Genomic DNA, 26522 nt, shown 5'->3' with positions numbered 1-26522 from the left:
TGGGCGGGCTGCAGGCCGGTGAACGGAAAGATCCACTCCGGGCGAGCTGCCGTGATCACCTGCACCCCCGGCATCCTGCCCGACCATCCTCAACGGACAGACACCAGGGTTACGAGACATCCCTTAGTACTGCAACGGCAGTTGGTCAGGGGTAGCCGTGTCGTCGGTAGTGGCAGGTTCGGGCTTGGTGTTGGCGTCGTCGGCGCCATCGTGACCAGGCCCAGACGTGCTCGGGTGGGTGAGTTGATCGGACTACGAGTGCGGTGAGCAGTCTTCGGATCTCCGGTACGGTATAGCCGATCATCATGTCGCCGCCGGGGCTGGATCCCCTTTTGCGGTAAGGGATCGGGCAACGGACAGCCAGGCGTGGGCGGCCATGGACAGGGTGATGTGGGCGTACCAGGCCCGCCAGTCGCGGACCTGGTATTCGTCGAGGCCGGCTTCGTTCTTGGCCTGTTGGAAGCACTCCTCGATCGCCCACCGAGTCCCGGCGATCCGGACGAGGTCGACCAGGCGGGTGCGGCGGGGTCCGTAGCAGACGTAGTAGGCGATCTCCCCGGTGGTCATGCTGCGCCGGGCCAGGAGCCAGTGCCCGCGGCCGGGCTGCCAGCAGATGCGCACTGGTACCCGCGCCCACCAGTACTCGCGGGGACCGTGAGCGCCGGCGCCGGTGGAGAGCCGGCACCACGCCTGGGCGGGGAGGGCGGCGATCAGGTCGTCCGCGCGTGACCGGCCCATCGTGGTGGTGATCATGTCGTCGTTGCGGCGGGTCGCGACCACATAACCCACATCCCGGTGTTCCAACCACACCCGCAGAGCTTTCGACTGCCCGTATGCCTCGTCCATCGTCACCCAACCGACCGGCACCCCCGGCGTCGAAGGCTCGGGCCAGCATTTCCCGGGCCATCTGGACCTTCGTGGCGAACTGCACCTCGTCCGGGATCCCCGCGGCCCTACACCGTTCCCGGTCATCGGTCCACGACGCCGGGAGGTAGAGCTGCCGGTCGATCAACGCGTGGCCCTTCGCCGACCGGTACGCCAAAAACGCCCCGACCTGGCAGTTCTCCGTCCGCCCAGCGGTGCCGGAATACTGCCGCTGCACCCCGGCCGACCGGGTGCCCTTCTTCAGAAACCCGGTGTCGTCGACGATCAGCACTCCGGCCGGGTCGCCGAGGTGCTCGACGACGTAGTCCCGCACGTCGTCACGGACCGCGTCGACGTCCCAGTCCGCCCACCGCAACAACCGCTGCATCCCGTCCGGCGACACGTCACCGGCCTGCTCCGCGAGGGTCCAGCCGTTCTTGCGGCCCAGGCCCGACACCAGGCCGCACAGGTACTGACGCACTCGCAGCCGTGGTTCCGCCCGCCGAAACCGAGGTCCGATCAGGGCATGCAGGCGGTCCAACTCTCCATGCCACCGGTCAACATCAACGTCCGTCACAGGCAGACCAACGAACGCGAGTCGAACTCGATTCGCCTACTGCCGTTGCAGTATTAGGCCGGTCGCAGAACGACGAAGAGGGTGTCGCCATACCTGTCGATCTTGGCGCGTTGGTGCCCTTCTGCGCATCCTCGATCGCCAGCGGATGCAGGCCGAACTCGTCTTCGATCGACGTCAGTTCCTCCGGTGGGAGACGTCAGGCCGATCCACGCGACCCCGCCGGACTCCTCCAACGCGTCAAAGGTCCGATGCAGGTCGCGCGGACGATCGACGCGATGTCCATTGACGTAGATGCGGCTGTCGCCCAGAGCTATCGGTGTTGTCCCGTTCGTCGGTGTCACCGAGTGCCGCCGCCGGGGGGCACAAGCAGTGCCTGTAGCGCGTGCCCGGCGGTGGCCGCGATTGAGTCCAAGCTTTCGTTCGCGATAGTTGGTACGCCAACGATGCGTCGCGCGACGATGATGCCGACGAGCATGGCCGCGGCGACCCCCACGCGTAGGCGGGTGGCGTAGTCGTTCCGCGAGTGGGCGGTGACTCCCTTCAGCAGCCGGGCTTCGATGAAGTCGCGCAGCTGCGCGGCCGCCTGCTCCTGTGCGATCGCTCCGCGCAGCATCGCCAGCAGTGGCTCGGATGCTTGCGGATCCTCCTCCCAGACATCGAGGAAGGCGCGGGCGACGCGCTCTCCGAGCCCCTCCTGCGGACCGTGCCAGGCGTCCGTCATACGCACGAGTGCGGCCGGCGGCACGGACATGACCGCGCCGAAGAGCTCGTCCTTGGATTTGAAGAACTGCATCACCAGAGCGGCGTCGACGCCCGCGTCGGCAGCGATCCCGCGGATTGTCGTGGCTGTGAATCCGTTGGCCGCGAAGCGGGCCCGGGCCGCGTCGAGGATCGCCTGGCGCGTGTCGCTCCGTCCCGGACGGCGGCCACGCCGTCCGCGTGACGGGGCAACATCCCGGCCCGACGTCATGTTCCCGCTTGCGCCATCTGCACCCAATGTCAGCTCCCCCATTCCCTCGGACGGGCTGTGGCCCCGACATCCCGACATTATCGACTCATGTTGAGTTATGCAGGCAGCCCCCGGGCTCCTCCGATCGACCTCAAGGTGCTGGCGCAGCTCATCATCGTGCGAGCGTGACTAGTCGCACTCAAAAAATTCTCAACCGGCGTTGATATAAAGCGTATGGTGGTGCGATCCGGCGATCAGGCCGGTCTGGGCAAGCAGGACAAGGAGGTCGTGAGATGACCGAGGACCAGAGGGTGTACATGCCCTCGCGCCCGCTCGAGCCGGGTGGCGACAGGTACGGGGTGCTGAGCGGCTTCGAGCCTGGAACCCGAATCCTGCCGGCCGGTTTCCAGATCGCGCCCGCGTTCCGGCCGATTTCCATCGACATCGTGCTCGAGAAGGACGTAGCGGTCGCGCTGCGAGACGGCGTGACGATCCATGTTGACGTGCTTCGTCCCGCCGGGACGGAGAAGGTTCCCGTCATCGTGGCGTGGAGCCCCTACGGCAAGGGCCAAGGCACCGCCACCAGCGTGATGGGCGTTTTCGGGCTGGTCGGGCTGGACAACAAGATCGTCTCCGGCCTGGAGAAGTTCGAGGGTCCCGACCCGGGCTACTGGTGCGCCCAGGGCTACGCGATCTGCAACCCGGACGTCCGAGGGGTGGCCAACTCGGAAGGCGACAGCGTCCTGTGGGACCGTCAGGAAGGCCGCGACTGCCACGACCTGATCGAGTGGCTCGCCGTCCAGGACTGGTGCACCGGCAAGGTTGCGATGAGCGGCACGTCCTACCTGGCGGTCTCGCAGTGGTTCACCGCCGCCGAACAACCGCCGCACCTGGCGGCAATCAACCCGTGGGAAGGCGTCAGCGACGTCTACCGCGACCTCGTCATGCGCGGCGGCATGCCTGATCACGGGTTCGCCCGGCAGTTGCGCGACTACAGCTTCTGGGGCCTCAGCCACAAGGAAGACATCATCGCGGAGGCCGAGCGCTATCCGCTCATGAACAACCTGTGGGAGAACAAGATCCCGCTCTTCGACCGGATCACCGTGCCGGCGTACGTCGTGGCCAGCTACTCCAACACCCTGCACACCGCGGGAACATTCCGCGCCTGGCGACGGATGACCTCGAAAGAGAAGTGGCTGCGCATCCACAACACGCAGGAGTGGCCCGACTACTACGACGAGGTGAACGTGGAGGATCTGCGCCGCTTCTTCGACCGCTACCTCAAGGGCGAGGACAACGGGTGGGAGCACACGCCCCGTGTCCGCTACTGCGTCCTCGACCTCGAAGGCGGCGACCAGGTCGATATCCCAGCGGACGAGTTTCCCCCGAGGGACGTCACCTCGATGAAGTACTACCTCGACGGCCGCTCGCGGGCCTTGGTCACCAGGGCACCCACTGACGAGGTGGCAGCGGTCTACGACGTCGGGGCGAACCCGGACGCGGTGTCGTTCGTAACGCGGTTCGACCAGGAGACCGTGCTGGTCGGCTACCCGAAGGCGCGTCTCTTCGTCGAGGCACGTGGCGCCGACGACATGGATCTGTTCGTGCTGGTGCAGAAGCTCGACACGTTCGGCACACCTCTGCAGCAGTTCACCGTGCCGAACCAGGGCGCTATGGTGCAGGACCTCACCGAACGCGGCGCCTCGATTCTGCGGTACAAGGGGTCCGACGGACGTCTACGCGTCTCCCTGCGTCACCTCGACGAGACGCTGTCGTCCGACGCCGTGCCCGCGCACAGCTTCGACCGGACCGAGAAGCTCTCACCCGGCGAGATCGTCGACATCGACATCGACCTACTCCCGATCGGCCTCGCATTCCACCCCGGTGAACAACTCCGCCTGGTAATCAGCGGCCGGCACCTTCTCGGACCGATGATGCCCCGGCTAAGTGAATACACCCCCGCCAACAGTGGACAACACATCATCCACACCGGCGGTCGGTACGCCTCCTACCTGCAACTGCCCGTTCGAACCAGGTAAGCGACGTCTCACGCGACGCTGCGAATGAAGCGGGTTCCGCAGACCCGCCTCATCCGCGGCCGGGGACGGTATCGGTCGCCACGAGGCGAAGGTCTACCCGGCGCGAGACCCTGGCCGGCATGATCGTGAGCACTGCCCGCCGCTCGGGCTCGCCGCCCTGGCCGCCGCCTTCATCCTTCATTCTCTGGTTCGGGCTGGAGTTCATCTTGAGCCCGGAGACGACGGCACCGGGGTTCGGCCTGCAGGGCTGGCCGTCCGGCGATGGCGGCGGCTTTCTAAGCATCAAGGGAATCCGCGACGTCGTCCTGGCCCTGGTCCTGGGCGTCCTGCTGGTGACAGGCCACCGCCGAGCGCTGGGCTGGGTGCTGCTGGTAGAGGCCCTCGCCGCCTACGGTGACATGACCACCGTGCTGGCCTACCACGGCTCCGAGGCTACCGCGCTCAACGTCCACGGCGATCCGAGCGACGTCGCCCCCGCTGAAGGGCTCATGGCTCAGCGAGGGCGCGCGGTCGGAGGGGTTCGGCTCGCTGCCGTGCACGAACATGCGGTCCCAGACGGCCGCATCCCCCGGACGCAACCGGAAGTCGCGCGCGGGCCAAGGTCAGCGGCGACGTGGGTCAGCGTGCGATGCCACGGGTGGGCCGGATCGTCGGCGTGTGCGCGTACGCCGTCCTTGTGCGACCCGGGGTATCCGTAGAGACCACCATTGGCGGGTGACACGTCGGTGAGCGCCACCCACATGCTGAACGCGCCCGGGTAATCCTGCGTCCCAGAGGGCCTGATCTCGGTGCGGTGCCACATGCGCGCCGACCCGAGCCGGCTTGAGGAACGCCGCGTGCAGGATCGCCACCGCCCCGGGCCCGATCAACGCCTCGGCCATCGCGGGAGCGCCCAACCGATTGACGATCGGCCCGAACAGCTCGGAAACTTTCCACATCATCCGGCGCAGCTTGCGAAGTCTGTGCCGCTCCCCCTCACCGTCGTATTGCGCCTGGTAGCTAGGAGGGATCCGGGCGCTCCGGTCGAGGCCGTCGAAGTGGTTCATGATCCGCGTACGGTCCTCCTCGACCAGGACCTGGCCCAGTTCGAAAAATCCGTCGCGCCGAAAGCCGTGGACATCCACGATCGCCATGTCTTTCCCTGTCTAGTCAACCGCAACGGCTCCGGCTCAGTCACTGAAAGAAGACGGCAGCGCGACCGCCGGCCAAGGGCATGGTCCCGAAGAAGGATCGCTGCGTACGCCAGACCTGCCAGTCCGGTAACCGCTCGGCCCCGGGCCCGGCGACGGTGGTCCGGACGAAGGTGTGCCCCGAGTAGACCGGGACGACGCCCGGCGACAATAGGTCGCGTACCCAGGAGCCGATCCCGTCCGCGCCGCCACCAGGCAGTAACGCCCGCTGGTCCCGTCGTCGAAGTCGACCCAGACCCCGTCGCTCTCCTCCGTCAGCGACAGCGGAACCGTTCCGAACCGGACGGTGCCGCGAACGAGGGCGGAGAACAGCAGTTCGCTCAGCACCCGGCGGTGGACGGCGATCGGCAGGCCCAACCGTCCCCAGACCAGATTCCACCGCACCTCGCTACGCCGACCGTCGGAGTCGATCGACACCTGGCGGCGAGCGCGGCCCCTCGGGCGACCACGTCCTCGCGGAGCCGTCCGAGGCTGGCCAGCGCGTTCGGGTGCAGGACGATCCCCGCCCCGGCGGCATGCAGACCCGCGGCCCGCTCGACGACCTGTACGGAGATCCCCCGGTTCTGCAGCCGACCGGCCAGGGCGAGCCCGGCGATGCCCGCACCGACCACGAGCACGTCCGCCGTCACGGCCGACCGTCCAGCGGCGCCATCCAGCGCAGGTGTCCGTCGATCCGGACCAGGTTCACCGGTCGGGTCGTCCCCGGTCCGTGCCACGCCAGCAGGCCCTCCTCGGCACGCTCGCCGTGGTGCGGAGCGAAGGCCGGTTCCAACCAGAGGTGGTACAGGGGCCCGCCGGCTCCCATCGAGTCGATCGCCTGGTCGAACGCGGCGCGCCGGTCGGCCGGTACGTGCATCCGAGTCGCGGCGTGGAACACCAGCCGGACCTCGCCCGCCGGCAGCCAACCCTCCGGTGTACGCGTTGTCTTCGCCACGGCCGCCACCTCCTTCACCCTGGTCACGCACCCGACGCGGCTCGCTTACAAGGGGGCCGATCGACCCCGCGGGTGCATCGACGTCTACGTCGACGGCGAGCAGGCGCTGCGCGACGAGCTTGACGGCGGTGACCGCGTGGAGGTCGATCTCGCCACCGGTAAGACGACTTTCCAGCCGGGAGCGTCACACGCAACCACCGTTTCCGGACTGGCTCCGAGCCGGCACCGGGGCGAGGTCTGGCTGGCGCACAACGAGACGGTCGACCTGGTCGAGCTACGCGCCGATCGAACCGGACGAGACCACTGCGCCGCTGTGGGTGCACGACGGCAGCTCGATCAGCCAGGGCTCCAACGCGCTCGCCCCGAGCGAGATCTGGCCGGTGGTCGCGGCCCATCGCGCCGGGGTCGAGCTGCGCAACCTCGGGTTCGGCGGAAGCGCGCTGGTAGACCCGTTCATGGCCCGGGTGATCCGGGACGCTCCGGCCGACGTCATCAGCATCAAACTCGGCATCAACGTCGTGAACCTCGACGCGATGCGCCTGCGCGCGTTCGTCCCCGCCATCCACGGATTCCTGGACACCATCCGCGACGGGCAGCCCTACACGCCGCTCCTACTGATCTCACCGCTGTTCTGTGCGATCCACGAGGACACCCCGGACCCGGAGGCCTTCGACCCGGCGAGCCTCGGCGACGACCAGATCCGGTTCGTCGCCACCGGAGAACCCGGCCCCGGACGCCTGACCCTCAAGATGATCCGCGCCGAGCTGCGCTCGCTGTTCGAGCGCCGATCGGCGGACAAGAACCTGCACTACCTCGAAGGAACCGACCTCTACGGGCCGGCGGACGAACCACTCCCCGACAACCTGCACCCCAGTGCCGAAGCGCACCGCCTGATCGGCGCCCGCTTCGCCGAGCGCGTCTTCGATAACGGCTCGCTCAGCGGCACCCGCAACGGTTGAGCGGTAAGCACCATCGAACCTCCTCGGCCGCGAGTCGCCGAGCGTGAGGCTGAGACGTTGGCGCTTAGTAGGAGCGGCTGCCCGTCGCAGCCGACGGAATTGACGATTGTCGAGCCTCGTTTAGGTCTTAGCTAGGTCCGTCCCAGTCAGCAGCTGCTCGGCCTGGCCGGAGCGCGGTCGGACGTCACCGCGCAACAGCAGGTCGGGATTGGCGTCGCCCACCACGAGCCGGTCCATCGGCCAGTCTCCTTTTTAGAGGTGTCCAAGTAAACAGGAGCTGTGCGTGTCGTGCCGTTGGCACTGCGGAGAGATGAGGTCAGGGGAGCACCGTACGCGCACGAACGGCTGTTGACACCTGCTCGTTCGAACAGTTGAATCGTCCGTAACGCCACCTTTCCGGCGTTCGAAGTGATCGAGCCCAGCCGGTAATCGAAGCCCGGCACCAGGTCGCCAGGGTGCGCACACACCCGAGGCGGGGCAGATCCTGAGCCACTCCGGAGTGCCAGCTGTGGTCTCTTTAACCCTCGCCCGCCGTCTCGCCGGCGGCACCACCCTGCTCGCCGCCGTCGCCGTTTGTCTCGCCGTGACCGTGCAGGCCGACGCCAACATCACCGCCCCCACCCCTACGACGACCACCGCCAAAACCAGCGCGGCGGCAGCACCGGCGGCCCGGGCAGCAGGGTTCACCCTTCCGCCGGTCAACGGCAAGTTCGACTACCAAATCGGCCAGGCATACACCCCGCCGAATGGGGTGACGGTCGTTAGCCGTGACCGTGAGGCGGTGCCGGCCGCCGGCACCTACACCATCTGTTATGTCAATGCCTTCCAGGTGCAGCCCGGGGAGGTCACGTGGTGGCAGCAGCACCACGACAACCTGCTGCTGCGCGACTCCTTCGGTGGCTACGTCGTTGACGGCGACTGGAACGAGATCCTGCTCGACATCTCGACCTCCGCGAAGCGCACCGCGATCGCCGGCATCGTCAACGGCTGGATCGACGGCTGTGCCGCCGACGGCTTCAAGGCTGTCGAGCCCGATAACATCGACTCGTACGACCGCTCCGACAGCCTGCTCAGCATCACTAATGCCATTGACTACCTGAAGCTGCTGGCACCGCACGCACACGCCGCCGGGCTCGCCATCGGTCAGAAGAACACCACCGAACTCGGCACCCGGGGGAAGTCCGCAGGCCTCGACTTCGCGATCGCCGAAGAGTGCGGCCGCTACAACGAGTGCGGCGACTACATCGACGTGTACGGCAACAACCTCATCGACATCGAGTACACGAGCGGTGCCTACACCGAGGCCTGCAAGGCGGTCGGCGCGAAGGTCTCGGTGGTCCGCCGCGACGTGGACGTCACCGCCCCCGGCAGCTCGACGTACATCTACAAAGCCTGCTGATGCGGGCTACCAACGCCGCGGTCCGCCGAGGACCAGCGCGAGGGCTGCGGGTCGAGAGCGAATCGGCGAGATCGGTGGCAGGGACGGCGCCCACGCCCCGGGAGTGCGTACCGACCGTGGCGAGGCGGCCGCCTTCGTCGCGGCGACCGGCGTCGACGCGCTCGCCGTGGCTGTCGGCTCGTCGCACGCCATGCGCACCCGGACGGCTCGCCTCGACCACGAGCTCATCGGTCGGTTGCGAGTAACCGTGTCGGTACCGTTGGTCCTGCACGGATCCTCCGGGGTACCCGCCGATGACCTCGTCGGCGTCGGCGGCGAGGGTATGTTGAAGATCAACATCGGCACGGCGCTGAACGGTGCATTCACCGGCGCAATCCGGGAGGCGCTCGATGGCAACGCGGCCCTCGTCGCCCCTCGGCCCTACCTGGCGTCCGCACGCACGGCGATCTCTTACACCGTCGCCGACACCCTGAGCCCCCTCGGCGCCCCCTCACCGCCGATACGCCGGCAGGATGACGAACCGAGCCTGGAGGAGGCCGGGATCGGTGCCGACGAGGTCCGGCCGGTCGGCAGCCCCTGGAACCCCTGGCGCACCTGGCAACGCTGCCGGGTCACGCCAACCGGGGAAGGTGCCGCGAGGGCTAACCTCTGGTCATCGTCGTTCACCCCCGCCGACAACCTCGGACCCGCCGTCATGGCTGCAACGGTCATCGCCGCGACCACGGCAACCCCCAGACCCAGCGACAGACGCCGCCGTCGGACCCGGGTCTGCCCCCGGGCAACAGCACCCGCAAGGAGCGCCTGTGCGTCGACGTCGGTGTCGGCTCCCTTTCGCAGGCTCGTCACGATGAGATCGTCCAAATCCCTCATATTGGGCTCCTCGGTACGGTCAGCGGGGTCGCCGGATAGCGTTCCCGCAGCGTGGCCAAGGCCCGAATCGCATGGGTGCGGACCGTCGCCGGCGAACAGTCAAGGATTTCGGCGATAGCCGCGTCGTCGAGGTCCTCGTAGTACCGCAGGACCAGCACCGCGCGCTGCCGCTGCGGCAGCCTCATGATCAACCGCCGCATCGCATCACGTTCCACAGCGTCCGTGCCGAGGTCACCACTGGCGGGTCGGTCAACCACGCGGCTGACGCTCACCTCCCGGCTGCTGCGCCGCCGCCACGACGCATTCGCGTTGAACAACATCCGCCGCACATAGGCGTCCGGTCGTTCGGCCCGCATAATCTTTGGCCACCGCGCAAATGCCCCGGCGAGCACGTCTTGCACGAGGTCCTCCGCCCGGTGGTCATCACCGGTCAGCAGACACGCCAGGCGCATCAACGCCGGCCCGCGCGCCAACACGTACTCCTCGAACGTCACCGTCGGTGATCCCTCCTGCCTAGCTGCATCATTCAGACGCCGCGCGACATCACGGCTTTTGACATGATTTGCACCATTTCTAGAATGGATCACGACTTTTGACAGAGCGATCGACGTCTGACTCACCCAGCTGGCACTCGGCTGGGATGTCCCGGACGGGCCGAGCGGGCGACCTCGAGCTAGACCCAGGTCGGCCAACCGTCCGCAGCCCGGTAACTGCCTCTGAGCACCACCAGATATCTAACGAAGGCATACCTGCGGCGAACCAAGCTGACAGATCGGCGATTCCGTCCCTCAGATAGCTTCGCGACCGATATATTGCCGGCGTGGACACACCACTGCGGGACCCACCTTCCTGATCCTGACCGCGCTGGCCAGCGGGCCGATGCACGGCTACGGCATCATCGGCGAGGTCGCCGCTCTCTCCCAGGGGCGGCTGTCACTGCGCCCCGGCACCCTCTACGGCTCGCTGGACCGCCTCGTCGACGCCGGCCTGGTCGAGGTCCACCAAGAAGAGATCGTGGACGGCCGGCTGCGCCGCTACTACCGCCTCTCCCCCGCCGGCGACACCACGCTTCACGAGGAGACCGACCGACTACGCCGCAACGTCGAGGCCGACACGGCCCGACTCCGCGATCGCTCCCGCTCCCCTCGGGCTGTGCCACGAACCGCCGGAGGACTGGCATGAGGAAACTCGAACACCGCTACCGACGACTCCTCCACGCGTACCCCCTGGGCTACCGGCGGGCCCGCGGCGCCGAAATCGTCGGGACGTGCCTCGACCTGGCCGAACCAGGCCGCCGATGGCCGTCACCGCCGACGCCGCAGACGTGGTGACCGGCGGCGTCCGCGAGCGGCTGCGGGCCGCCGGCGCGGCCGACCTCATCCCCGGGGTACGCCTCGCCGCCACCCTCGCGTTCACCACCGCGACCGCCCTCGCCGGCATCTGGACCGCAGCCGAGACCATCGCCGGCCGGGCATCCTGGGGCGTGCCGACCTTCGGGCCGTTCGCCACCACCGGCATCATCGTCTGGACCGTCTGGCTGCTGGCCGCCATCGTGCACTCCCTCCGCACAAGCACCCCGAGGTCCGTTCCGCGCCTGGTGCGACACCAACCAGGTCGACCTGATGTTCCTGCCGACCTACGCGTCCTGGCTGAACTGGATCGAGGCCCAGTTCGCCGCCGTCCGCTACTTCGCCCTCAACGGCACCGACCACCGCACCCACCACGAGCAGGACACCGCGATCGGCGCGTACATCCGCTGACGCAACCAGCGCGCGAAGCCGAAAACGTCATTCGCTGCCGGTTCTAAGATCCGTCACCCGGATTACCCGTTCAAGGCTGCATGACGAGGCACTAGCCAGCACTCTCCGTCGCCACTGAATGTGAGACGGAGCTGTTAGCGAGACAGCCCCGAAGCACTCGACCGGCTGGATGCGCTCCGCGCCAGCACGCCGGACCGCCGCGTCCCCGGCCCCGAAGTGTCAGGCAAGCCACATGACCGGCGATGCGGATTTGTCTCGTCACGGCGACAGCGCTGTGGGGCGGTTAGGCTCACCCGGTGCTGCAGAGTGGACGTGTCCCGGAGCGGTTGACCAAGCGCAGCCTCGTCGCTGTCTCGCACGCGATCGAGCGGGCGGCCCTGGCGCCCGCCGAGGACGGCCCCACGGTGGTCATGGCGCTCTTTCAGCGGATGCCGTACTTCGAACGGGAGAGCGCGCTCTACCAGCGCATCGCGGCGACCGCGGCGGTCACCGTGATCGGGATGGTTGGTCCCACCCCGCCCGCGCTGCCGCAGGGCACGTACGGCGTGCTGCTGGACGAGGCGGATCCGCTGGCCAGGGAGTGGTCGGTGCTGGTGCTCACGCCGCGGTTCGGCGCGGCGCTGGTCGCACACGACCGGATGGAGGTGGAGCCCACGGCGGCGACGCTCGAGGCCGGGCGGCTCTTCGACGGCGGATGGAGCTTCCGCCGGGACGACGCGCTGCACGAGATGGTCCGGTTGCGCGGGCAACTCGCCGACCGGCTGCCCCGGGTCGCGCTGCTGGTGCTCGACGACGTGCTGGGCCGGGCCCGTGAGCTGCCGGCGACGCCCGGCGAGGCGCGAGGCGAGGCGGCGATCCGGCTGCTGGTGCGGCGCGCGGAGCAGGCCCGGGTAGCGCTCGAGGCCACCCGCCAGGCCGATGACGTGTCGGGGCAGTCGCCCACGCTGCTCGACGACACGGCGATGCGACGCTGGACCGGCCTGGACGGGACCACCGCCTCCGGCACCCTGCCGGTAGCACTGGTCGCGGTCCGGGTGGCCGAGCCGGCCGGGGCGCCGGAGCGGTTTGGCCGGCGCAGCGCCGCCCGGGAGGCGCAGGCCGTGCTCGGCGCGCTCACCGCGCCGTTGCGCTCCAGCGACCGGGCGGTCCGGCTGGCCGAGCACGACTACCTGCTTGTGCTGCCCTCGCTGAGCGAGGATCAGGCGATCGAGGTGACCGACCGGGTCCGGGAGGGCGTCGCCGGGCTGGCCCGCTCGTACCCGTTCGTCGCGTTCGAGGTGCACGCCGCCGTCGCGGTGACCGCCCGCCGACCGCTGCCGGTGGACGACGTCCGGCACGCCCTGTCGTGGGCGGTGGAGCAGGGGGTGCCGCTGGCCACCGTGGCGCCGGAGTCCGCCTCGGCGCCAGCCGGAGTCCTCTGACCCGGGAGCTACTCGGCGGCGCCCGAGACCAGTCCCTCGATGGTGTGCTTCTGCCGGATCGGCTCGAACCGGTCCATCCAGGCAGGTCTGGTGCGCCCGGACCAGCTCCGAGAGGGGTTCGCAGTAACCTCGGGTGACGGCCATGTCGTAGTGGGCGGCGAGGCCGCGGGCAAATCCGGCCCCCCACCAGGGATCCAGTCCCGATACCCCGCTTCGCCTGATCGGGCCGGCAGCCTGGCCCTGTTCTACGATGCCGCGAGGCGTCTGCGCCGTCGGCGTCTGCGCCGGGGGCGGCACCGATCCTGAGCGGTCAGATGATGGCCACCGGGTCAGGCGTGCGGGTTCGAGGGAGTGTCGCAACGATGAGCAGCGCTGAACAACGGCCGTTGACCAGTGCCGACGTGTTCGCCGGCGACGGCGAGATCGGCCGGGACCTCGCGAAGGTGGACTGGGCGTCGACTCCGCTGGGGAACCCCGCAGGCTGGCCGCAGAGCCTGCGGACGGCGGTGAGCATCCTGCTGTCGTCCCGCTTCCCGATGTGGATGGCATGGGGTCCTCAGCTCACGTTCTTCTGCAACACCGCGTACCGGCGCGACACCCTCGGCCGCAAGTACCCGTGGGCTCTGGGTCGTCCGGCCAGTGAGGTGTGGGCGGAGATCTGGCCGGATATCGGCCCTCGGATCGAGAAGGTGCTGACCACAGGGGTAGCGACCTGGGATGAGGCGTTGCTGCTGTTCGTGGAACGGTCCGGTTACCGGGAGGAGAGCTACCATACGTTTTCCTACAGCCCGCTGCGGGACGACGACAACGCCCTCGTCGGCATGTTGTGCGTCGTCAGCGAGGACACCGAGCGGGTCGTCGGCGAGCGGCGGATGGCCACGCTGCGCGACCTCGGATCCGATCCCAGTGTTGTGCGCACCGAGGAGGAGATGTTGACCTTCGTCGGCCGGCAACTCGGCCGCAACGACCTCGACCTTCCGTTTACGGCGATCTACCTTCTCGAGGGCGACGGCAGCGCCCGCCTGGCCGCGGCCGCGGGCATTCCCGCAGGTCACTCCGCAGCCCCCATGACGATTCCGCCCGACGAGCCCACCGTGGCGTGGCCCGCGGCGGCGCTGGCGCGGGGTGAGTCGTCACTTGTCCCGCTCGACGGTGCACCGTTCGTAAGACTGCCGACCGGTGCGTGGTCGCAGCCGCCCACGCAGGCACTCCTGGTGCCACTTCTGCAACAGGGCGGTGTGCCGTACGGCTTCATGGTCGCCGGCTTGAATCGGTACCGGACCCTTGATGGCGGTTACCGAGGCTTCATCGAGCTGGCCGCGGGACACGTCGCGGCCGGGATCGCGAGCGCGCGCAGCTATCAGGCCCAGCAACAGCGGGCCGAGGAACTCGCCGAGCTCGACCGCGCCAAAACGGCATTCTTCTCCAATATCAGCCACGAGTTCCGCACTCCACTGACGTTGATCATGGGTCCGCTGGAGGAGCTGCGTTCCCGCCTCGGCGCCACCGATGAGGGGGTGCGCGAGGAGTTGCGGGTCATGCACCGCAACGGGCTGCGACTGGGCAAGCTGGTCAATACGCTGCTGGACTTCTCCCGGATCGAGGCCGGACGGATGCAGGCCCGCTACGAGCCGGTCGACCTCGCCGCGTTCACCGCCGACCTCGCCAGCGTGTTCCGCTCCGCCGTCGAACGCGCGGGTCTCACTTTCGAGGTGGACTGCCTCCCGCTACCCGAGCCGGTGTACGTCGACCGGGGCATGTGGGAAAAGATCATCCTGAACCTCCTCAGCAACGCCCTGAAGTTCACCTTCGACGGCGCTATCCGAGTGAGGTTGCGCGCCGAGGACGGCCGGGCCGTGGTGACCGTTGCCGACACAGGGATCGGGGTGCCGGCCGAGGAGATGCCGCGGTTGTTCGAACGGTTCCACCGCATCGAGAACGTCCGCTCACGCTCGAACGAGGGCAGCGGCATCGGCTTGGCGCTGGTGAGGGAACTCGTCAGTCTGCAGGGCGGCGACATCACCGCCGACAGCACCGCCGGACACGGCACGACCTTCACCATCGGGCTGCCCTTCGGCAGCGTTCACCTGCCGCCGGGCACCATCGCTCGCGCAGAGGACTACGGCGTCTCTTCCACCGCCGAACCCTTCGTGCAGGAGGCGCTGCGATGGCTACCACAACAGTCCTCAGCGGATGTGGATCCGTCCGTGATCCTCAAGGACGCCGCTCGAAGCGTGCAGGGGACGACGACAGGGGCGGGCGGAAGCTCGGCTCACATCCTGGTCGCCGACGACAACGCGGATATGCGGGAGTACCTCACCCGCCTGCTGCGCGCGGCCGGTCACCGGGTTGAGGCGGTCAACGACGGTCAAACCGCACTGGAAGCGGCACGCCTCAATCATTTCGACCTGGTCGTCAGTGACGTGATGATGCCCCGTCTGGACGGTCTGCAGCTGGTAGCCGCGCTGCGCGCCGAGCCCCGTACTGCGGGAACACCTGTGCTGCTGCTGTCGGCGCGGGCGGGGCAGGAGGCCTCCATCGAAGGGCTGGAGGCGGGAGCGGACGACTACCTGGTGAAGCCGTTCTCCGCCGCCGAACTGCTGGCCCGGGTCCGGACGAACGTGACGTTGGCCCGGCTGCGCAACCACCACGCCCGGTGGCGCACCGCACTGGTGGACTCGCTGCAGGAGGCGTTCTTCGTCTGCGACGAGAGCGGCGCCGTCATCGAGATCAACACCACCTTCACCGACATCCTCGGCTACGGTCCCGAGGGACTCCCCTACCCATCCATACCTCCCTGGTGGCCGAGCCGCGAGACAGAGCCGGAGGCACACCAACAGGTCGCCGACGCCCTGGCCCTGCTAGTCGGGCAGACCAGCGGCACATACACCATCCCGGTGACTCATCGTGACGGCCATCGTCTGTGGGCCGCCGCCGCGTTCAACCAGGTGCAGGACCCAGACACCGGCCGACGGGTCATCGTCGGCACCTTCCGCGATGTCACGGCGGAGCACTACGCCGTGCAGCGGGAGAGCGCGCTGGCCGCCCTCAGCATCCGCCTGTCACGGGCGGACAACCTCACCGACGCCCTGGCCGGCGTTCTTGAGGAGTTACAGGGGCTGTGGCGTGCCACCCGCGTCCTCGCCGCTGTCTTCGACGGCTCCCACACCCCGACGGTGGCCACGACCGACCCGCACCAGCGCTGGGATGCCCTCACCGACGAACGTCGGCGAGTGCTCACCGCCCTGCGGGATCGGCCGCTGCTCACCACGGTCGCGGACCAGACCACGGGCGTCGGGATCGCCGTCGAGCATCCGCACGGTACGATGGCCCTGTGGATCGACCTCGGCGAGAGGCGTCCCGTGACCGAGCAGGATGAGACCCTGCTGGCCCTGCTGGCCGGTCACCTCGGCCAAGGGCTGCACCGGGTGCAGCAGATCGATCAGCAGCGGGAGACCGCCCTCGCGTTGCAACGGGCCATCCTCGGCCCCGCGCAGCTGCCCAGCGGCTTCGCCGTGCGGTATGCACCCGCCACCCGGCCGCTGAAAGTCGGCGGCGACTGGTACGACACCATCGCGCTCGTCGACGGGCAGATCGGTATCGTCGTCGGGGACTGCGTCGGTCACGGACTGCAAGCCGCCACCGTCATGGGACAGCTGCGCAGCGCCTGCCGCGCCCTGCTGCTGCAGGACTCCAGCCCGTCGCGCACGCTCAGCGCACTCGACCGTTTCGCAGCCCAGTTACCCGGGGCCCTGTGCGCGACCGTCTTCTGCGGCGTCCTCGACCCGACGAGCGGCCACCTGCGCTACGCCAGCGCCGGGCATCCTCCCGCCATTGTCACCTCGCCGGACGGCACCACTCGCCTGCTCGACCGGGGCCACTCCCGTCCCCTGGGAGTGCGCGGCAGCGTTGAACGCCCCGAAGCTGAGGATCTCGTGCCGGCGCGGGCGACGTTGATGCTCTACACCGACGGGCTCGTCGAACGCCGCCGCCAACCGCTGACCGCAGGCATCGACCACGTCGTGACAGTGATCCAGAACGGACGCGCCCATCCCATCGAGACGCTCGCCACCGACGTCATGAACCAACTAACTCCGCCCGGGGGGTACGACGACGATGTCGCGGTCCTGCTCTATCGCCACCCCGGCCCGCTGGAGCTCGACTTCGCCGCCGAACACGCCGGCCTGGCACCCGTGCGCACCGCCCTACGGAGCTGGCTCAACCGCTGCGGGCTCGATCCCACCAACGCCTACAACGTTCTGGTGGCCGCCGGCGAAGCCTGCGCCAACGCCATTGAACACGGCCACCGCGACAGCCCCGGCGGACGGATCCGTCTACGGGCCACCGCCACCGCCGACGGTCTGCACCTCAGCGTCACCGACAGCGGGCGCTGGAAGACACCCCAGCCGGACGCCAACACCCACCGGGGACGCGGCTTTGTCCTCATGCGTGCCCTGATGGACGCCATCACCGTCACACCCGGCGCCACCGGCACCACCATCGACATGCAGGCGAGGATCCCATGAGCACCGCCCTGACCCTCACCACCGGCCACCGACCCGACGGCACTCCCGTACTGACCGCAGCCGGCGAGGTCGACATGAGCAACGCCGCCGATTTCGCCGCCGCCCTCACCCGCGCCGTAGAAGCTGCCTCCGGCCAGCTGACGGTCAACCTGACCGCACTGGAATACCTCGACAGCGCCGGCCTCGCCGTCCTGTTCCCCCACGTCGAGCGGATCCACCTCATCGCCAGCCCACTCCTGGCCCCTGTGCTGACCATCGCCGGCCTCGCCGACCTGATGACAGTCACTCAGCCGTGATCGGTTGAGGCTGTTTGGGCAGCTTTCCAGCACGAGCCGTCGCCGTCGTAGCGACGCAGGAGCGCCGACCACGGCGAGCATGTAAGGACTTCGCGGTCTTCTTGCGCGCCTGCCCAGGTAAGGGCATCTGGGATGTCCGCTGCAACCGCCGATCATGAGAACTGGCTGGGGAGCGCAGCGCTGAGGGCGCCTATGTCGTTGCCGCCGAGGCTTGTCGGCCGGGCGACCGCACCACGAAATGGCCCCGTCCACCTGCCCCAGTTGAGCATGGGCGCACCAAGACTGCCACTGACGGCGCCGCGATAGGAATTTTGCTGACGAAGAGACAGCAGTAAGAGGTATTCGCGCTGCCAGCCTGATTGCCGGTGGGCTCCAGTGCCAACGTTCGTCAGGTTCAGGGCCGCTCATAGAATTTGGCGCGCATCAACACCAAGGCATGGACCTGATTTGGGGTCACTTCAAGCGACTGGCCCAGGGCATCCGTTGAGCGAGTCCTGAACGGGCACCTCTTCAATCACCTCGGCCGCCCTGGCCAGCGGCGGTGCGTCTAACAGAGGGTGTCACGCCGCGTCCGGTGAGCGGGGGATATCCGGTACGCTCCGAGGCATGGGCAGCATGATCGGGTACGCCCGTTGCTCCGCCGACAAGCAGGACCTGGAAGCTAACCGGAAAATTCTGCTCGAGCTCGGCGTGCCGACCGACATGGATGATGTCCCCGCCGCGTAGGAGCCGCGACCCGCTGGTGGCGCCGAAGCTCAACCGGCTTGATCGGTCGGTGCCCGACGCGCGGCAAGTCGGTGATTCTCTGGCCGCGCGGCGGGTCCGGTTGCAGCTAGTCGCGATGATCTACGACTCCTCGGCCTGCTTATCGGAGTCAACGCCGGCCCATTGGTCCTGCTGTGGGGGTCACTCGCGACGCTGCTGTGGCGCGAGCGGTGCCAGGCCCGCGGTCTGGATGTCAGCGCCCGAGAGTTCGCCACCGTGGGCCTGCTCGGGATGCCCCTCGTTGTCGTCGCCAGCGCCGCCGCCCTGGCCATCACCTCATAAGCCACCGCAGCCTCGCGTACGGCCACGGCCACGGCGACGGCCGGCATCCACGGGGGCAGACGCCGGCCGTCAACCGATAGGACACCACATCACCGACGGAGCGAAACCCCATGCGGCCTCGACCCGCACATAGGCGCACAAGGACACGGCCCAGTTGAAGGTGAACGCGGGCAGTAGCAGCACGCCGCCACCGGATCCGGCCACCGCGGGCAGCAGGGCGAGCAGGAACGCCGCCGTCGAGGCTAGCGGCAGCGTCACCCCCAGATCTTCCTCTAGCGAATCAGGATGACCTGGTGATGTCGTCCCCGCGCAGGGTCCCCCCCGGTCGCCGGTGGTCACTCGGTGGCGGCGTGGCGCCATACCTTGATCGAGGACAGGGCCAGTAGGGCGGCCAGGGCGGGGATGAGCACTGCGTCGGGGACGACGCCGAGCAGCAGGGCGCCGCCGATGGCGCCGGTAATCGAGCCGAGCGCGAGGAAGCCGGCGAGGCGGGTGTGGCGGCGCAGGACGGTGAAGCTGCCGTCGCGGCTGTAGCGGGCGAACGCGACGAGCATGGTGGGCAGCGACACGGCCAGGGACAGGCTTCCGGCGATTTTGATGTCGGTGGCGAACAGCAGCACGATCGTGGGTATCAGCAGTTCGCCGCCGGCCACGCCCATGAGGGCGGCGACGACGCCGATGACGAATCCGGCGACCACGCCGGCGGTGACGACGGCGGCCGGCGCGAGGGCGACGTGGCGCAGCGTGCCGGTGTGGTTGGCGATGAGAGCCGCGGCGATGCCAACGAGCAGGACGGCCAGGACGCGGTAGAGGGTGACTGAGCGCATCCGGGTGGCCCAGGACGCTCCGGCCCACGCGCCGGCCAGGCTGCCGAGCAGCAGGTTGGCGATCACGGTCCAGTGCGGGGCGAGGGCGGACAGCGGGACCGCGGCGAGCCGGGCGGGCAGGGCGGTGAGGACCACGACGAGGCTGAGAGCCTTGTTGAGGATGACGGCCTGCAGCGCGGCGAACCCGAACAGCATGATGAGCAACGGAAGACGGAACTCGGCGCCGCCGAGGCCGACCATGCCACCGAGCACCCCGACGGCCGCGCCGGCGGTGAACGCCACCGGCAGCGGGAAGCGGACGGCGGTTTGTTCGGTGCCAGGGGGTGTCTGCACAGGCGAACCCTAAGGGCCGGTTGGCGTACTGGCGGTTCTGGTGCCAGGTCCACCATCGCCGAGGCGCTCTGCGCTTCGTGGCGGCGTCTCGTGACGTGAGACCCGCGCTGGTTCAGTGCAGGGTGAGGGCTCGGGAAGGCGGGACAGCCGGCGGGCAAGGTGGTTTCGGTGCCGGTGACGGTGACCGTCTGCCCGGCGGGCAGCGTGCTGACGTGCTGGCGTGTGGGGCCTAGGTGGTGCTGTTGGTCGACAGCAGTGTCCAGCCGTCGCGGTGCTCGACTTTGCCGCGCAGGGTGGGATGTCCGCGTACCAGGTCGGTGGGCGTGTCGGGTCGCCCCGGCGGGTGCTCGCCGCGGTCCGTTCGGCGGCTGGCGTGGACAGGTCGCCGTCGGAGGAAGGGCTGGCTGGTGTGCGGGGTCACTTGGTTTGCTCGGCCAGCGCGACGATGATGCCTGCGGGGCCGCGGAGGTAGCAGAGCCGGTAGCTGTTCTCGTGCTGCACCAGCTCGCCGATGAGTTCGGCTCCGTGTGGCCGCAGGCGGTCAAGGATGTCCTCGATGTCGTCGACGGCGAACATGACGCGATGTGCGCCCAACGTGTTCGCCGGAGCGCCCGAGTCACCGTCTCGGCTCGACGGGGTGTGGTACTTGGTCAGTTCGAGCCGTCCGAGGCCGTCCGGGGTGCGCATCATCGCGATGTCCGATCGGACTCCCTCAAGCCCAACGAGGCGATCCACCGCGCTGCCCTCGACTGTCGCCTCGCCTTCCAGCTCCAGCCCGAGCGCGACGAAGAACGCAATGCTGCTGGCAGGCGGCGGCGAACCCGGCACCGCGACTTCGATCTAGTCACGCACTGTGAGCGGGGCAGCGCAGTGAGGGCACCTGTGGTTGTATCGGGATTCGCCGATACAACCATAGGTGAGGAGTGAGTATGCGGAAGGTGATGACGTTCGCGGTTCTGACGTTCGTCGCGCTCGCTGTGCCAACGGCCGGGATGGCAGTCAATGTCTCGTCGAGCGATGGCAGCGGCACCCAGACGGCAACGACGAAGTACTCGAACGGGGCCTACCTCGACGGTACGTTGAAGTCGACCTCGGGCAACCCGGTCTACTACTCGGGCCTGGTGGTCCTCAACAACTGCGGTGACGTCAACGACGGCCGGTATACCGGCAACGTCACCAGCCAGAGCGGCCAGGGGGCCGGCGGCACGGTCAGTGCGCCGCCGCCGATCTTGCCCCCGTGCTCGCTGGACGGGGAGAAGGCGCGGGTGTGCCGCGACAAGAGTGGTCAACCTGACCCTTGTGGCAGCTGGTCTGCGCTGATTCCTAAATGATTCCGGTTAAGGTCTGACGCGTGAGTTCATCCCGGGTGCTCGAAGCTGAGAAGGTCACCTTCCGGTACGGGAGGAAAATCGCCCTGGACAAGGTCAGCTTCGGCCTCGGGGTGGGCGCCACCGTGCTGCTGGGCCGCAACGGTGCCGGCAAGACCACCTTGATCTCAACGCTGGTCGGCGCGGCGCCCCCAGCGGATGGCCGGGTGTGTCTGGACGGCCGGGTAATCGGCGGAGGCAGCCGGCAGGGCCGCAAGGCTCTGCGGGAGGTCGGTTGGTTGCCGCAGTCGTTCGGCTTCCCGCCGCACATGACGGTGGAGGAGTTCGTGGGCTACGCGGGTTGGCTCAAGGAAGTACCCCGTGCCCGTCTCGCGTCGCGGGTGTCGGAGACCATCGCGCTGGTCGGGCTCGAACACAAGACGAAGCATCCCCTGCGGACGCTGTCCGGGGGGCAGTTGCGCCGTGCCGGGCTGGCCGCGGCGGTCGTCGCCGAACCGGGCGTGTTGGTGCTCGACGAGCCGACCGCAGGCCTGGATCCAGAGCAGCGCGAGGAGTTCCACGAGCTGGTTCGCGCACTACGAACACACACCGTGGTGCTGGTCGCCACCCACCTGCTGGAGGATGTGGAGGCGTTGGCGCAGCGGATCATCGTGCTCGACGGTGGCCGTCTGCGGTGGTCGGGCACGCCGCAGGCGCTGGCGGCTCTGGCCGGCGCGGAGCCGGGTCTGCAGGGCTTGCGGCGAGGATTTCAGGTGGCGTTGGAGAGCGTCGGATGAGGCTCCCGTACGCGCGGGGCAGCTTCCTCCGCACTCCGGCGGCGGTTGCGGTGCTCCTGGCCCTGGTGATCGCCGTGCAGGGTGTGACGCAGGCGGCTCTGAGATCCGAGGAGTGGGTCGGCAACTGGCGAACGACGAGCGGCAGCCTGCGGTACGCCACGCTGTGGGGTGGGTGCATCACGGCCGCGGCTGCCGCGTGGGTGATTGCCGCGCCGCGACGTGGTCGATACGAGCCCATGCTCCGGGTGGCCTCGCGTCCGGCCTGGCGCGTCTACGGGTCGGCGTTGAGCGCCGTGATCGGCGGCAGCCTCATGGGGTACGCCGTGGTGGCCGCCTACGCGGTGCTGGCCACGCACGGCCGAGCGACGCACGGCGTGGTCAACGTCTTGGACATGTTGCCGGCGGCCGGCTGGACAATGGCGGGTGTCGGTTTCGGTGTGGTCGCCGGCCGGTTTCTGCCGCCGGTCGTGGCGCCTGTGGCGGCGACGACCGTTCCCTACCTGCTCTCGATGGTCGGCGTGTCGGTTGATTTTTCCTCCGGCCGTGTGTTCTTCGGTGACCTGTTCGGGTTGGACGACTCAGCCCGCGACTACCTGCGCGTGCCGAATGAACTGCTGATTGGCAAGACGGCGCTGTGGGTGCTGCTTGGCGCGGCCGCGGTGCTCTGGGTCATGCGGAGCAACCGTGTGGCCTACGCGCTGGTACTCGTGGCCGGCGTCGCCGCGGCAGGCAGCTTCCTGACCGCGGGCGTGCGTCATGCCGTGCCCGGCGAGTACGCCGTGGCGTGCCTCGGGGACAACCCGCGCGTGTGCACCGACCGCGCACATGATCACCTGCTGCCCCAATACCACCGCTTGGTCCGGCAGGAACTCGGCCGCGTCCCCGGACTGTCGTTGACAGGCCGCACCGTCGTTCACAGTTCGGCTCTCATTCCTGACGCGCAGCGGTTGACCGGTGCCACCCCGGCGCAGGAGTCGGGTCAGATCATCATCGAGGTCACCAAGGGCTACACGTCGCCGGCTCATGAGATCGACCAGCGCGCTTTCGTGGCTCGATTCGGCACCGGGTTGTTCATCACGCCGTGCCTCAACGCGGCGCCGCAGAACGCCTCATCTCTCAACGACGCCGCCGCGCGGTCGGTGATGCTTTACGGCTGGTGGCTGCGGCGCAACAACCTGCCCACGAACGGGTCGAATTACACCGGCGAGATCAACGTCGGCTACGCATTCACCGAGGATGCTGCACTGGCGGAACGGTCACAGGCGTTTTCGTCGATGTCCGACCCTGACCTGGCGGCATGGTTCGAACGCAACGGACCACAGGTGATGGCCTGCGTGAACGGAGCGGACCGCTGAGACTGTTCCTGCTGCGCGCACATGCGAAGGCCCACGGGGTCACCGGACGTGCCATCGTCGCGTACCTGCTCGTGTGGCTGGGCATCGCCGTCACCGCCAGATACCGACTGTCCGCGTTCGGATTGAACGTCGCACCTGCCGGCACTTCGCCTTTGGACACGGTCGCCATCCTGACCACGTTGGTGCCCGCTGGAGTGATCGCCCGTTGCTTGCGCAGCCGCCTCGATTGCTTCGAAGTCACACGCTCGCGGCGCCGCCAGCCCGGACAAGTCCTGTGGGTGGCCGCTGTCTGCCTGCTCGCGACCACCAGCCCGCTGCTGATCACTCCGGTGCTTCAGGCGCAAATCAACCGCGCGGCATTCCTTGCAGCATGGATGATCGTGCTCGGTACCTACCTGCTGGCCGCAGCTGTCACGCCTGCAGCAGCGGCCTTCGCCGCCACCCTCCTCGTCGTGATCCTGTTCAGTAGCCCGGGCCTGATCCTGTGGGAGCACAACGTGCTCTACAACGTGCAGCTGCGCGGCATCAGCGCCTCGGTCGGCGCCGCACTACTGTGCGCAGCCGTTCTCACCACCACGCTGGTCAGGAGAACTGAACCGCTCGCCAATCACGGCCTGCCGTCCTAAAGGCTGCTCCGATGGCAACCGCGCACCTGATCCTCGGACTGCTCGTCGACCAGCCACGGCATGGCTACGACCTGAAGAAACTTCACGATCAGCGAAGGCCCCACGGGAAGCCGCTGGCCTTCGGACAGGTCTATGCCACCCTCCGTCGCCTCGAGCGTGACGGCCTTGTACGCCGGGTGGAGCAGCAGCGCCGCTCGGGCCCGGATCGAGCCCCGTACGTTATGACCGAAGCCGGACGCTCACACATCGACGCATGGCTCAACGCCGTCGAGCCGCCCGCCACCTCGTACTCCGACGCCCTGCCGACCAAGCTAGCGTGCTTACGGATGGTCGCTCCCTCTCAATACACGACCTACCTGGCAGCGCAACAGACCGCCCACCAGGCCCGGCTGCAAGAACTCACTGCGCTCAGGCGTCGCCCTCACCTCACGTTGACCGACACCATCGCCGCCGATTACGCCATCGCCCACATGGAGGCCGACCTGAGCTGGCTACGACATCAACTCAACCGAACCTCCTCACAACTATGATCAACTCTAATTGAGCCCAATCTTCAAAACGCTCTCTCAGACAGGACGGCATCGACGAGGCCGGTGAAGTGCGTCCACTGTTGTCGCCAAGCAGCGAGCTGCACGCCGCCGGTGTCGGTCAGCGCGTACACCTTGCGAGGTGGTCCCGCAGGGCTGGCCTCGTGTTTGTCGACGACCAAGCCAAGACCGCGCATCCGGGTCAGCAGCGGATAGATGGTGCCGTAGCTGACTACGCCGATGCCTGTCGCCTTCATTCGCCGCACCAATTCGTAACCATGGGCGGGCTCACCTGCCAACACCGCGAGCAGGCACATGTCGAGCGCGCCGCGAAGAAGTTGTGTCTGCCGATCGCGGTCCTCCGTCGCCTGCCGCTCGACCGGTATCATGTCTCGTATAGTAGCAGCTACCAGGCCGCGCGATACACCCGTCCGGATGCTCTCGCGCCCGCTAGAGCAGGCCCAGGAGTCGCAGAGGAGACGTGATCAGGGCTGAAGACCCCGGCCGACCCTGCCCCGTGTGGGTGTGCCGCCGAGGTTCTGACCTTTCTGCTCCCGGCTGGCGACGCCCCAAGTCTCCGGCCGCTGACGGCGCTACCAGCCGGCCTCAACCGCCCCGATTTCCTAACCAACGACGTCTGGGAAAGCCTGTGTACACCCGTCATACTCTGGCAGGGCACCGGGGATCTCCTCCAGCTCAGTGTCGTCGCGTACGAGCGATTGGTGAGATCAGGGTGGCCGACGGTGGCGGTGTAGCGGGTGCTGGCCTGCACCGAGAGGCCGAACAGATCCCCGAGGCGGCGAACATCGCCGTCGGTAGCGTGAGCTCCGCTCAGGATGCGATCTTCGCGGATCGTGGTGCCGGTCAGTCCTTCGCCGATGGTGAGCCGCCCAGCGGTGGCCGACGGCCTCATCCGGCCGGCAAGCGGTGCGGTAGTGCAGGAAGAAGTGGTCGTTGAGAATGTTGGGCCAGCGTGCGTCCCGCTGATCGAGCCGACCACCCGGACCCGGGAGGGCGTGGCGGGTCGCCTGCGCTAAGCGGCAGGTGGGTCGGGTCAGGACAATCCAGTGAGCGCGTCCTGCAGCGCCGCACCCCACCCTTTCCAGCTCACCCCGGGTGCGCGACCGATCGCTGGCCGGCGTAGGTGCATGGTGGAGTGCGGCCAGCAAGGGGGTTGCCTCGTACGACCGGATCAGCAGCGCTAGGGTCCCGTTGAACACCGACTATCTCAGCGCCGGCAGCCGGACTGGGCGACAGGAGACGTCTGATGGCCAACCTCCGCAACGGGAAGCTTTTCAAGGAGCGGCTCGCTCAGCTCGAGAAGGAAGCCGGCCGGCACGGCGTCTTTTTCGTACCTACTCAAGCTGCAGAGCTCCTGGCCGAGCGCATCACCGCCACCGCCAACTAGCTCGGCGTAACCGAGCGCACCTCGCTGCAGACATACATCACCCCCGACGTCATCGTCCTGCTCGCGGAAACCCTCGGCGAGCATGCCGCCACCTACCGCGAGGTGATCGCCCAAGCCGAGCCGGTGACGATCACCGTGCCGGACGCGGGACGCGTCGTCGCCGCGCTCGGTATGGTCTGCAAACTGGCCACCGACGAGGTCGATAAGGATCCAGCCGATGCCGCCGGCATCCTCACCGACGCTGCCGATGCCATCGTCGGCCTCGGTGCGCTGCTCAAATCGAACGGAGACGCCCTGCCGATGACCATCGGCGGTAGAACGCTGGTGTACTCGCGAACGGTGCTCACTCGTGCCGTTGAGCGGTTGACGACCGGTGCCTGGATGTGCACGTGCCGGGAAGCACACCAACCCGGGAAGCCCTGCACCCTGGTGTCGGGCCTTACGGCTGACCTCAACGTCGTTGGTGGCTGGCTGACTATGGCCGAAGAACAGCGCGGCGACGATCGGTAAG

Annotated in this window: 24 protein-coding genes and 4 pseudogenes; 18 read left to right on the top strand and 10 right to left on the bottom strand. The window is 68.2% G+C overall.

Annotation, left to right across the window (positions count from 1 at the left end; all coding sequences use genetic code 11):
- Positions 1–145 precede the first annotated feature (145 nt).
- Positions 146–1441 (bottom strand): annotated as a pseudogene (locus tag ACLJN9_RS29700) (IS701 family transposase).
- A 337-nt stretch (positions 1442–1778) separates the two neighbouring features.
- Positions 1779–2411: a TetR family transcriptional regulator gene (locus tag ACLJN9_RS29695; protein ID WP_410814979.1), complete on the bottom strand. Its 633-nt coding sequence runs from the start codon at positions 2409–2411 to the stop codon at positions 1779–1781.
- A gap of 272 nt (positions 2412–2683) precedes the next feature.
- On the opposite strand from ACLJN9_RS29695, the gene ACLJN9_RS29690 reads away from it, so the two are divergent.
- Positions 2684–4429, top strand: a complete 1746-nt coding sequence (locus ACLJN9_RS29690) for a CocE/NonD family hydrolase (protein ID WP_410814978.1) — start codon at positions 2684–2686, stop codon at positions 4427–4429.
- Positions 4430–4548: 119 nt separating this feature from the next.
- The gene (locus ACLJN9_RS29685; protein ID WP_410814977.1) at positions 4549–5127 is read left to right on the top strand and encodes a DUF4267 domain-containing protein; all 579 of its coding nucleotides are present in this window, start codon (positions 4549–4551) and stop codon (positions 5125–5127) included.
- An 8-nt stretch (positions 5128–5135) separates the two neighbouring features.
- On the opposite strand, the pseudogene ACLJN9_RS29680 reads toward ACLJN9_RS29685, so the two are convergent.
- From ACLJN9_RS29680 to ACLJN9_RS29670, 3 genes and pseudogenes are all read right to left on the bottom strand, one after another.
- Positions 5136–5562, bottom strand: a pseudogene (locus tag ACLJN9_RS29680) (phytanoyl-CoA dioxygenase family protein); the annotation flags it as partial.
- A 377-nt stretch (positions 5563–5939) separates the two neighbouring features.
- Positions 5940–6248 carry an FAD-dependent oxidoreductase gene (locus ACLJN9_RS29675; RefSeq protein WP_410814976.1) on the bottom strand — a complete coding sequence of 103 codons (309 nt, stop codon included), beginning with the start codon at positions 6246–6248 and terminating at the stop codon, positions 5940–5942.
- Positions 6245–6580: a DUF2332 family protein gene (locus ACLJN9_RS29670; RefSeq protein WP_410814975.1), complete on the bottom strand. Its 336-nt coding sequence runs from the start codon at positions 6578–6580 to the stop codon at positions 6245–6247. The genes ACLJN9_RS29675 and ACLJN9_RS29670 overlap by 4 nt, the downstream gene beginning before the upstream one ends.
- A gap of 290 nt (positions 6581–6870) precedes the next feature.
- Here ACLJN9_RS29670 and ACLJN9_RS29665 point away from each other — a divergent pair, with 290 nt between their 5' ends.
- The 3 genes and pseudogenes from ACLJN9_RS29665 to ACLJN9_RS29655 form a co-directional block, all read left to right on the top strand.
- Positions 6871–7512, top strand: coding sequence for a GDSL-type esterase/lipase family protein (locus ACLJN9_RS29665; protein ID WP_410814973.1), 642 nt, complete (start codon positions 6871–6873; stop codon positions 7510–7512).
- A gap of 553 nt (positions 7513–8065) precedes the next feature.
- Positions 8066–8911, top strand: a complete 846-nt coding sequence (locus tag ACLJN9_RS29660) for an endo alpha-1,4 polygalactosaminidase (protein ID WP_410814995.1) — start codon at positions 8066–8068, stop codon at positions 8909–8911.
- Positions 8802–9326: pseudogene (locus tag ACLJN9_RS29655) on the top strand (class II fructose-bisphosphate aldolase); the annotation flags it as partial. The gene ACLJN9_RS29660 and the pseudogene ACLJN9_RS29655, both read left to right, overlap by 110 nt.
- Positions 9327–9777: 451 nt before the next feature.
- On the opposite strand, the gene ACLJN9_RS29650 reads toward ACLJN9_RS29655, so the two are convergent.
- Positions 9778–10275, bottom strand: coding sequence for a SigE family RNA polymerase sigma factor (locus tag ACLJN9_RS29650; protein ID WP_410814972.1), 498 nt, complete (start codon positions 10273–10275; stop codon positions 9778–9780).
- A gap of 326 nt (positions 10276–10601) precedes the next feature.
- Between ACLJN9_RS29650 and ACLJN9_RS29645 the strand changes: the two are divergent.
- The 6 genes and pseudogenes from ACLJN9_RS29645 to ACLJN9_RS29620 all read left to right on the top strand — a co-directional run bounded on the left by ACLJN9_RS29645 (position 10602) and on the right by ACLJN9_RS29620 (position 18831).
- A pseudogene (locus ACLJN9_RS29645) lies at positions 10602–10963 on the top strand (PadR family transcriptional regulator).
- 440 nt (positions 10964–11403) lie between these two features.
- Complete coding sequence (locus ACLJN9_RS29640) at positions 11404–11541, top strand: hypothetical protein (protein ID WP_410814971.1); 138 nt, start codon at positions 11404–11406, stop codon at positions 11539–11541.
- A 296-nt stretch (positions 11542–11837) separates the two neighbouring features.
- On the top strand, positions 11838–12962 hold the full coding sequence (locus ACLJN9_RS29635) for a DICT sensory domain-containing protein (protein ID WP_410814970.1): 1125 nt from the start codon (positions 11838–11840) through the stop codon (positions 12960–12962).
- Positions 12963–13324: 362 nt separating this feature from the next.
- Entirely contained in the window at positions 13325–17488 is a 4164-nt protein-coding gene (locus tag ACLJN9_RS29630; protein ID WP_410814968.1) for a SpoIIE family protein phosphatase, read from the top strand.
- Complete coding sequence (locus tag ACLJN9_RS29625; RefSeq protein ID WP_410814967.1) at positions 17485–17784, top strand: STAS domain-containing protein; 300 nt, start codon at positions 17485–17487, stop codon at positions 17782–17784. Before ACLJN9_RS29630 ends, ACLJN9_RS29625 begins: the two co-directional genes overlap by 4 nt.
- Positions 17785–18672: 888 nt before the next feature.
- Positions 18673–18831 carry a hypothetical protein gene (locus ACLJN9_RS29620; RefSeq protein WP_410814965.1) on the top strand — a complete coding sequence of 53 codons (159 nt, stop codon included), beginning with the start codon at positions 18673–18675 and terminating at the stop codon, positions 18829–18831.
- Between the two features lie 69 nt (positions 18832–18900).
- Here the strand turns inward: ACLJN9_RS29620 and ACLJN9_RS29615 are convergent, their stop codons facing one another.
- The 3 genes from ACLJN9_RS29615 to ACLJN9_RS29605 all read right to left on the bottom strand — a co-directional run bounded on the left by ACLJN9_RS29615 (position 18901) and on the right by ACLJN9_RS29605 (position 20819).
- Entirely contained in the window at positions 18901–19089 is a 189-nt protein-coding gene (locus ACLJN9_RS29615) for a hypothetical protein (protein WP_410814964.1), read from the bottom strand.
- 77 nt (positions 19090–19166) lie between these two features.
- Entirely contained in the window at positions 19167–19991 is an 825-nt protein-coding gene (locus ACLJN9_RS29610; protein ID WP_410814963.1) for a TSUP family transporter, read from the bottom strand.
- A gap of 417 nt (positions 19992–20408) precedes the next feature.
- Positions 20409–20819 carry a VOC family protein gene (locus tag ACLJN9_RS29605; protein ID WP_410814962.1) on the bottom strand — a complete coding sequence of 137 codons (411 nt, stop codon included), beginning with the start codon at positions 20817–20819 and terminating at the stop codon, positions 20409–20411.
- A 101-nt stretch (positions 20820–20920) separates the two neighbouring features.
- On the opposite strand from ACLJN9_RS29605, the gene ACLJN9_RS29600 reads away from it, so the two are divergent.
- The 5 genes from ACLJN9_RS29600 to ACLJN9_RS29580 are packed head-to-tail and all read left to right on the top strand — an operon-like array spanning position 20921 to position 24606.
- Positions 20921–21322 carry a hypothetical protein gene (locus ACLJN9_RS29600; RefSeq protein ID WP_410814961.1) on the top strand — a complete coding sequence of 134 codons (402 nt, stop codon included), beginning with the start codon at positions 20921–20923 and terminating at the stop codon, positions 21320–21322.
- Positions 21323–21342: 20 nt separating this feature from the next.
- Positions 21343–22095, top strand: coding sequence for an ABC transporter ATP-binding protein (locus ACLJN9_RS29595; RefSeq protein WP_410814960.1), 753 nt, complete (start codon positions 21343–21345; stop codon positions 22093–22095).
- A 50-nt stretch (positions 22096–22145) separates the two neighbouring features.
- Entirely contained in the window at positions 22146–23450 is a 1305-nt protein-coding gene (locus ACLJN9_RS29590; RefSeq protein WP_410814958.1) for a hypothetical protein, read from the top strand.
- The gene (locus ACLJN9_RS29585; RefSeq protein ID WP_410814957.1) at positions 23393–24076 is read left to right on the top strand and encodes a hypothetical protein; all 684 of its coding nucleotides are present in this window, start codon (positions 23393–23395) and stop codon (positions 24074–24076) included. The genes ACLJN9_RS29590 and ACLJN9_RS29585 overlap by 58 nt, the downstream gene beginning before the upstream one ends.
- A gap of 11 nt (positions 24077–24087) precedes the next feature.
- Entirely contained in the window at positions 24088–24606 is a 519-nt protein-coding gene (locus tag ACLJN9_RS29580) for a PadR family transcriptional regulator (RefSeq protein WP_410814956.1), read from the top strand.
- Between the two features lie 23 nt (positions 24607–24629).
- Here the strand turns inward: ACLJN9_RS29580 and ACLJN9_RS29575 are convergent, their stop codons facing one another.
- Positions 24630–24992 carry a PadR family transcriptional regulator gene (locus ACLJN9_RS29575; RefSeq protein WP_410814955.1) on the bottom strand — a complete coding sequence of 121 codons (363 nt, stop codon included), beginning with the start codon at positions 24990–24992 and terminating at the stop codon, positions 24630–24632.
- A gap of 878 nt (positions 24993–25870) precedes the next feature.
- Here ACLJN9_RS29575 and ACLJN9_RS29570 point away from each other — a divergent pair.
- Together ACLJN9_RS29570 and ACLJN9_RS29565 are read left to right on the top strand one after the other, a co-directional pair.
- Positions 25871–26011: a hypothetical protein gene (locus tag ACLJN9_RS29570; protein WP_410814999.1), complete on the top strand. Its 141-nt coding sequence runs from the start codon at positions 25871–25873 to the stop codon at positions 26009–26011.
- A gap of 102 nt (positions 26012–26113) precedes the next feature.
- The gene (locus ACLJN9_RS29565) at positions 26114–26521 is read left to right on the top strand and encodes a hypothetical protein (protein ID WP_410814998.1); all 408 of its coding nucleotides are present in this window, start codon (positions 26114–26116) and stop codon (positions 26519–26521) included.
- Position 26522 lies beyond the last annotated feature (1 nt).

Source organism: Micromonospora sp. 067-2 (assembly GCF_046549295.1).
In the GTDB taxonomy this organism is placed as follows: domain Bacteria; phylum Actinomycetota; class Actinomycetes; order Mycobacteriales; family Micromonosporaceae; genus Micromonospora.
The sequence above is the reverse complement of the archived record's forward strand: the minus strand, read 5'-3'. Positions and strand labels throughout refer to the sequence as shown.

What these genes read in the sequence shown, in the direction of transcription:
- ACLJN9_RS29695 (WP_410814979.1), bottom strand. Translation starts at nt 2,411, where the DNA reads ATGACGTCGGGCCGGGATGTTGCCCCGTCACGCGGACGGCGTGGCCGC.
- ACLJN9_RS29690 (WP_410814978.1), top strand. Translation starts at nt 2,684, where the DNA reads ATGACCGAGGACCAGAGGGTGTACATGCCCTCGCGCCCGCTCGAGCCG.
- ACLJN9_RS29685 (WP_410814977.1), top strand. Translation starts at nt 4,549, where the DNA reads ATGATCGTGAGCACTGCCCGCCGCTCGGGCTCGCCGCCCTGGCCGCCG.
- ACLJN9_RS29640 (WP_410814971.1), top strand. Translation starts at nt 11,404, where the DNA reads ATGTTCCTGCCGACCTACGCGTCCTGGCTGAACTGGATCGAGGCCCAG.
- ACLJN9_RS29630 (WP_410814968.1), top strand. Translation starts at nt 13,325, where the DNA reads ATGAGCAGCGCTGAACAACGGCCGTTGACCAGTGCCGACGTGTTCGCC.
- ACLJN9_RS29625 (WP_410814967.1), top strand. Translation starts at nt 17,485, where the DNA reads ATGAGCACCGCCCTGACCCTCACCACCGGCCACCGACCCGACGGCACT.
- ACLJN9_RS29600 (WP_410814961.1), top strand. Translation starts at nt 20,921, where the DNA reads ATGCGGAAGGTGATGACGTTCGCGGTTCTGACGTTCGTCGCGCTCGCT.
- ACLJN9_RS29585 (WP_410814957.1), top strand. Translation starts at nt 23,393, where the DNA reads ATGGTTCGAACGCAACGGACCACAGGTGATGGCCTGCGTGAACGGAGC.
- ACLJN9_RS29580 (WP_410814956.1), top strand. Translation starts at nt 24,088, where the DNA reads ATGGCAACCGCGCACCTGATCCTCGGACTGCTCGTCGACCAGCCACGG.
- ACLJN9_RS29575 (WP_410814955.1), bottom strand. Translation starts at nt 24,992, where the DNA reads ATGATACCGGTCGAGCGGCAGGCGACGGAGGACCGCGATCGGCAGACA.
- ACLJN9_RS29570 (WP_410814999.1), top strand. Translation starts at nt 25,871, where the DNA reads ATGGCCAACCTCCGCAACGGGAAGCTTTTCAAGGAGCGGCTCGCTCAG.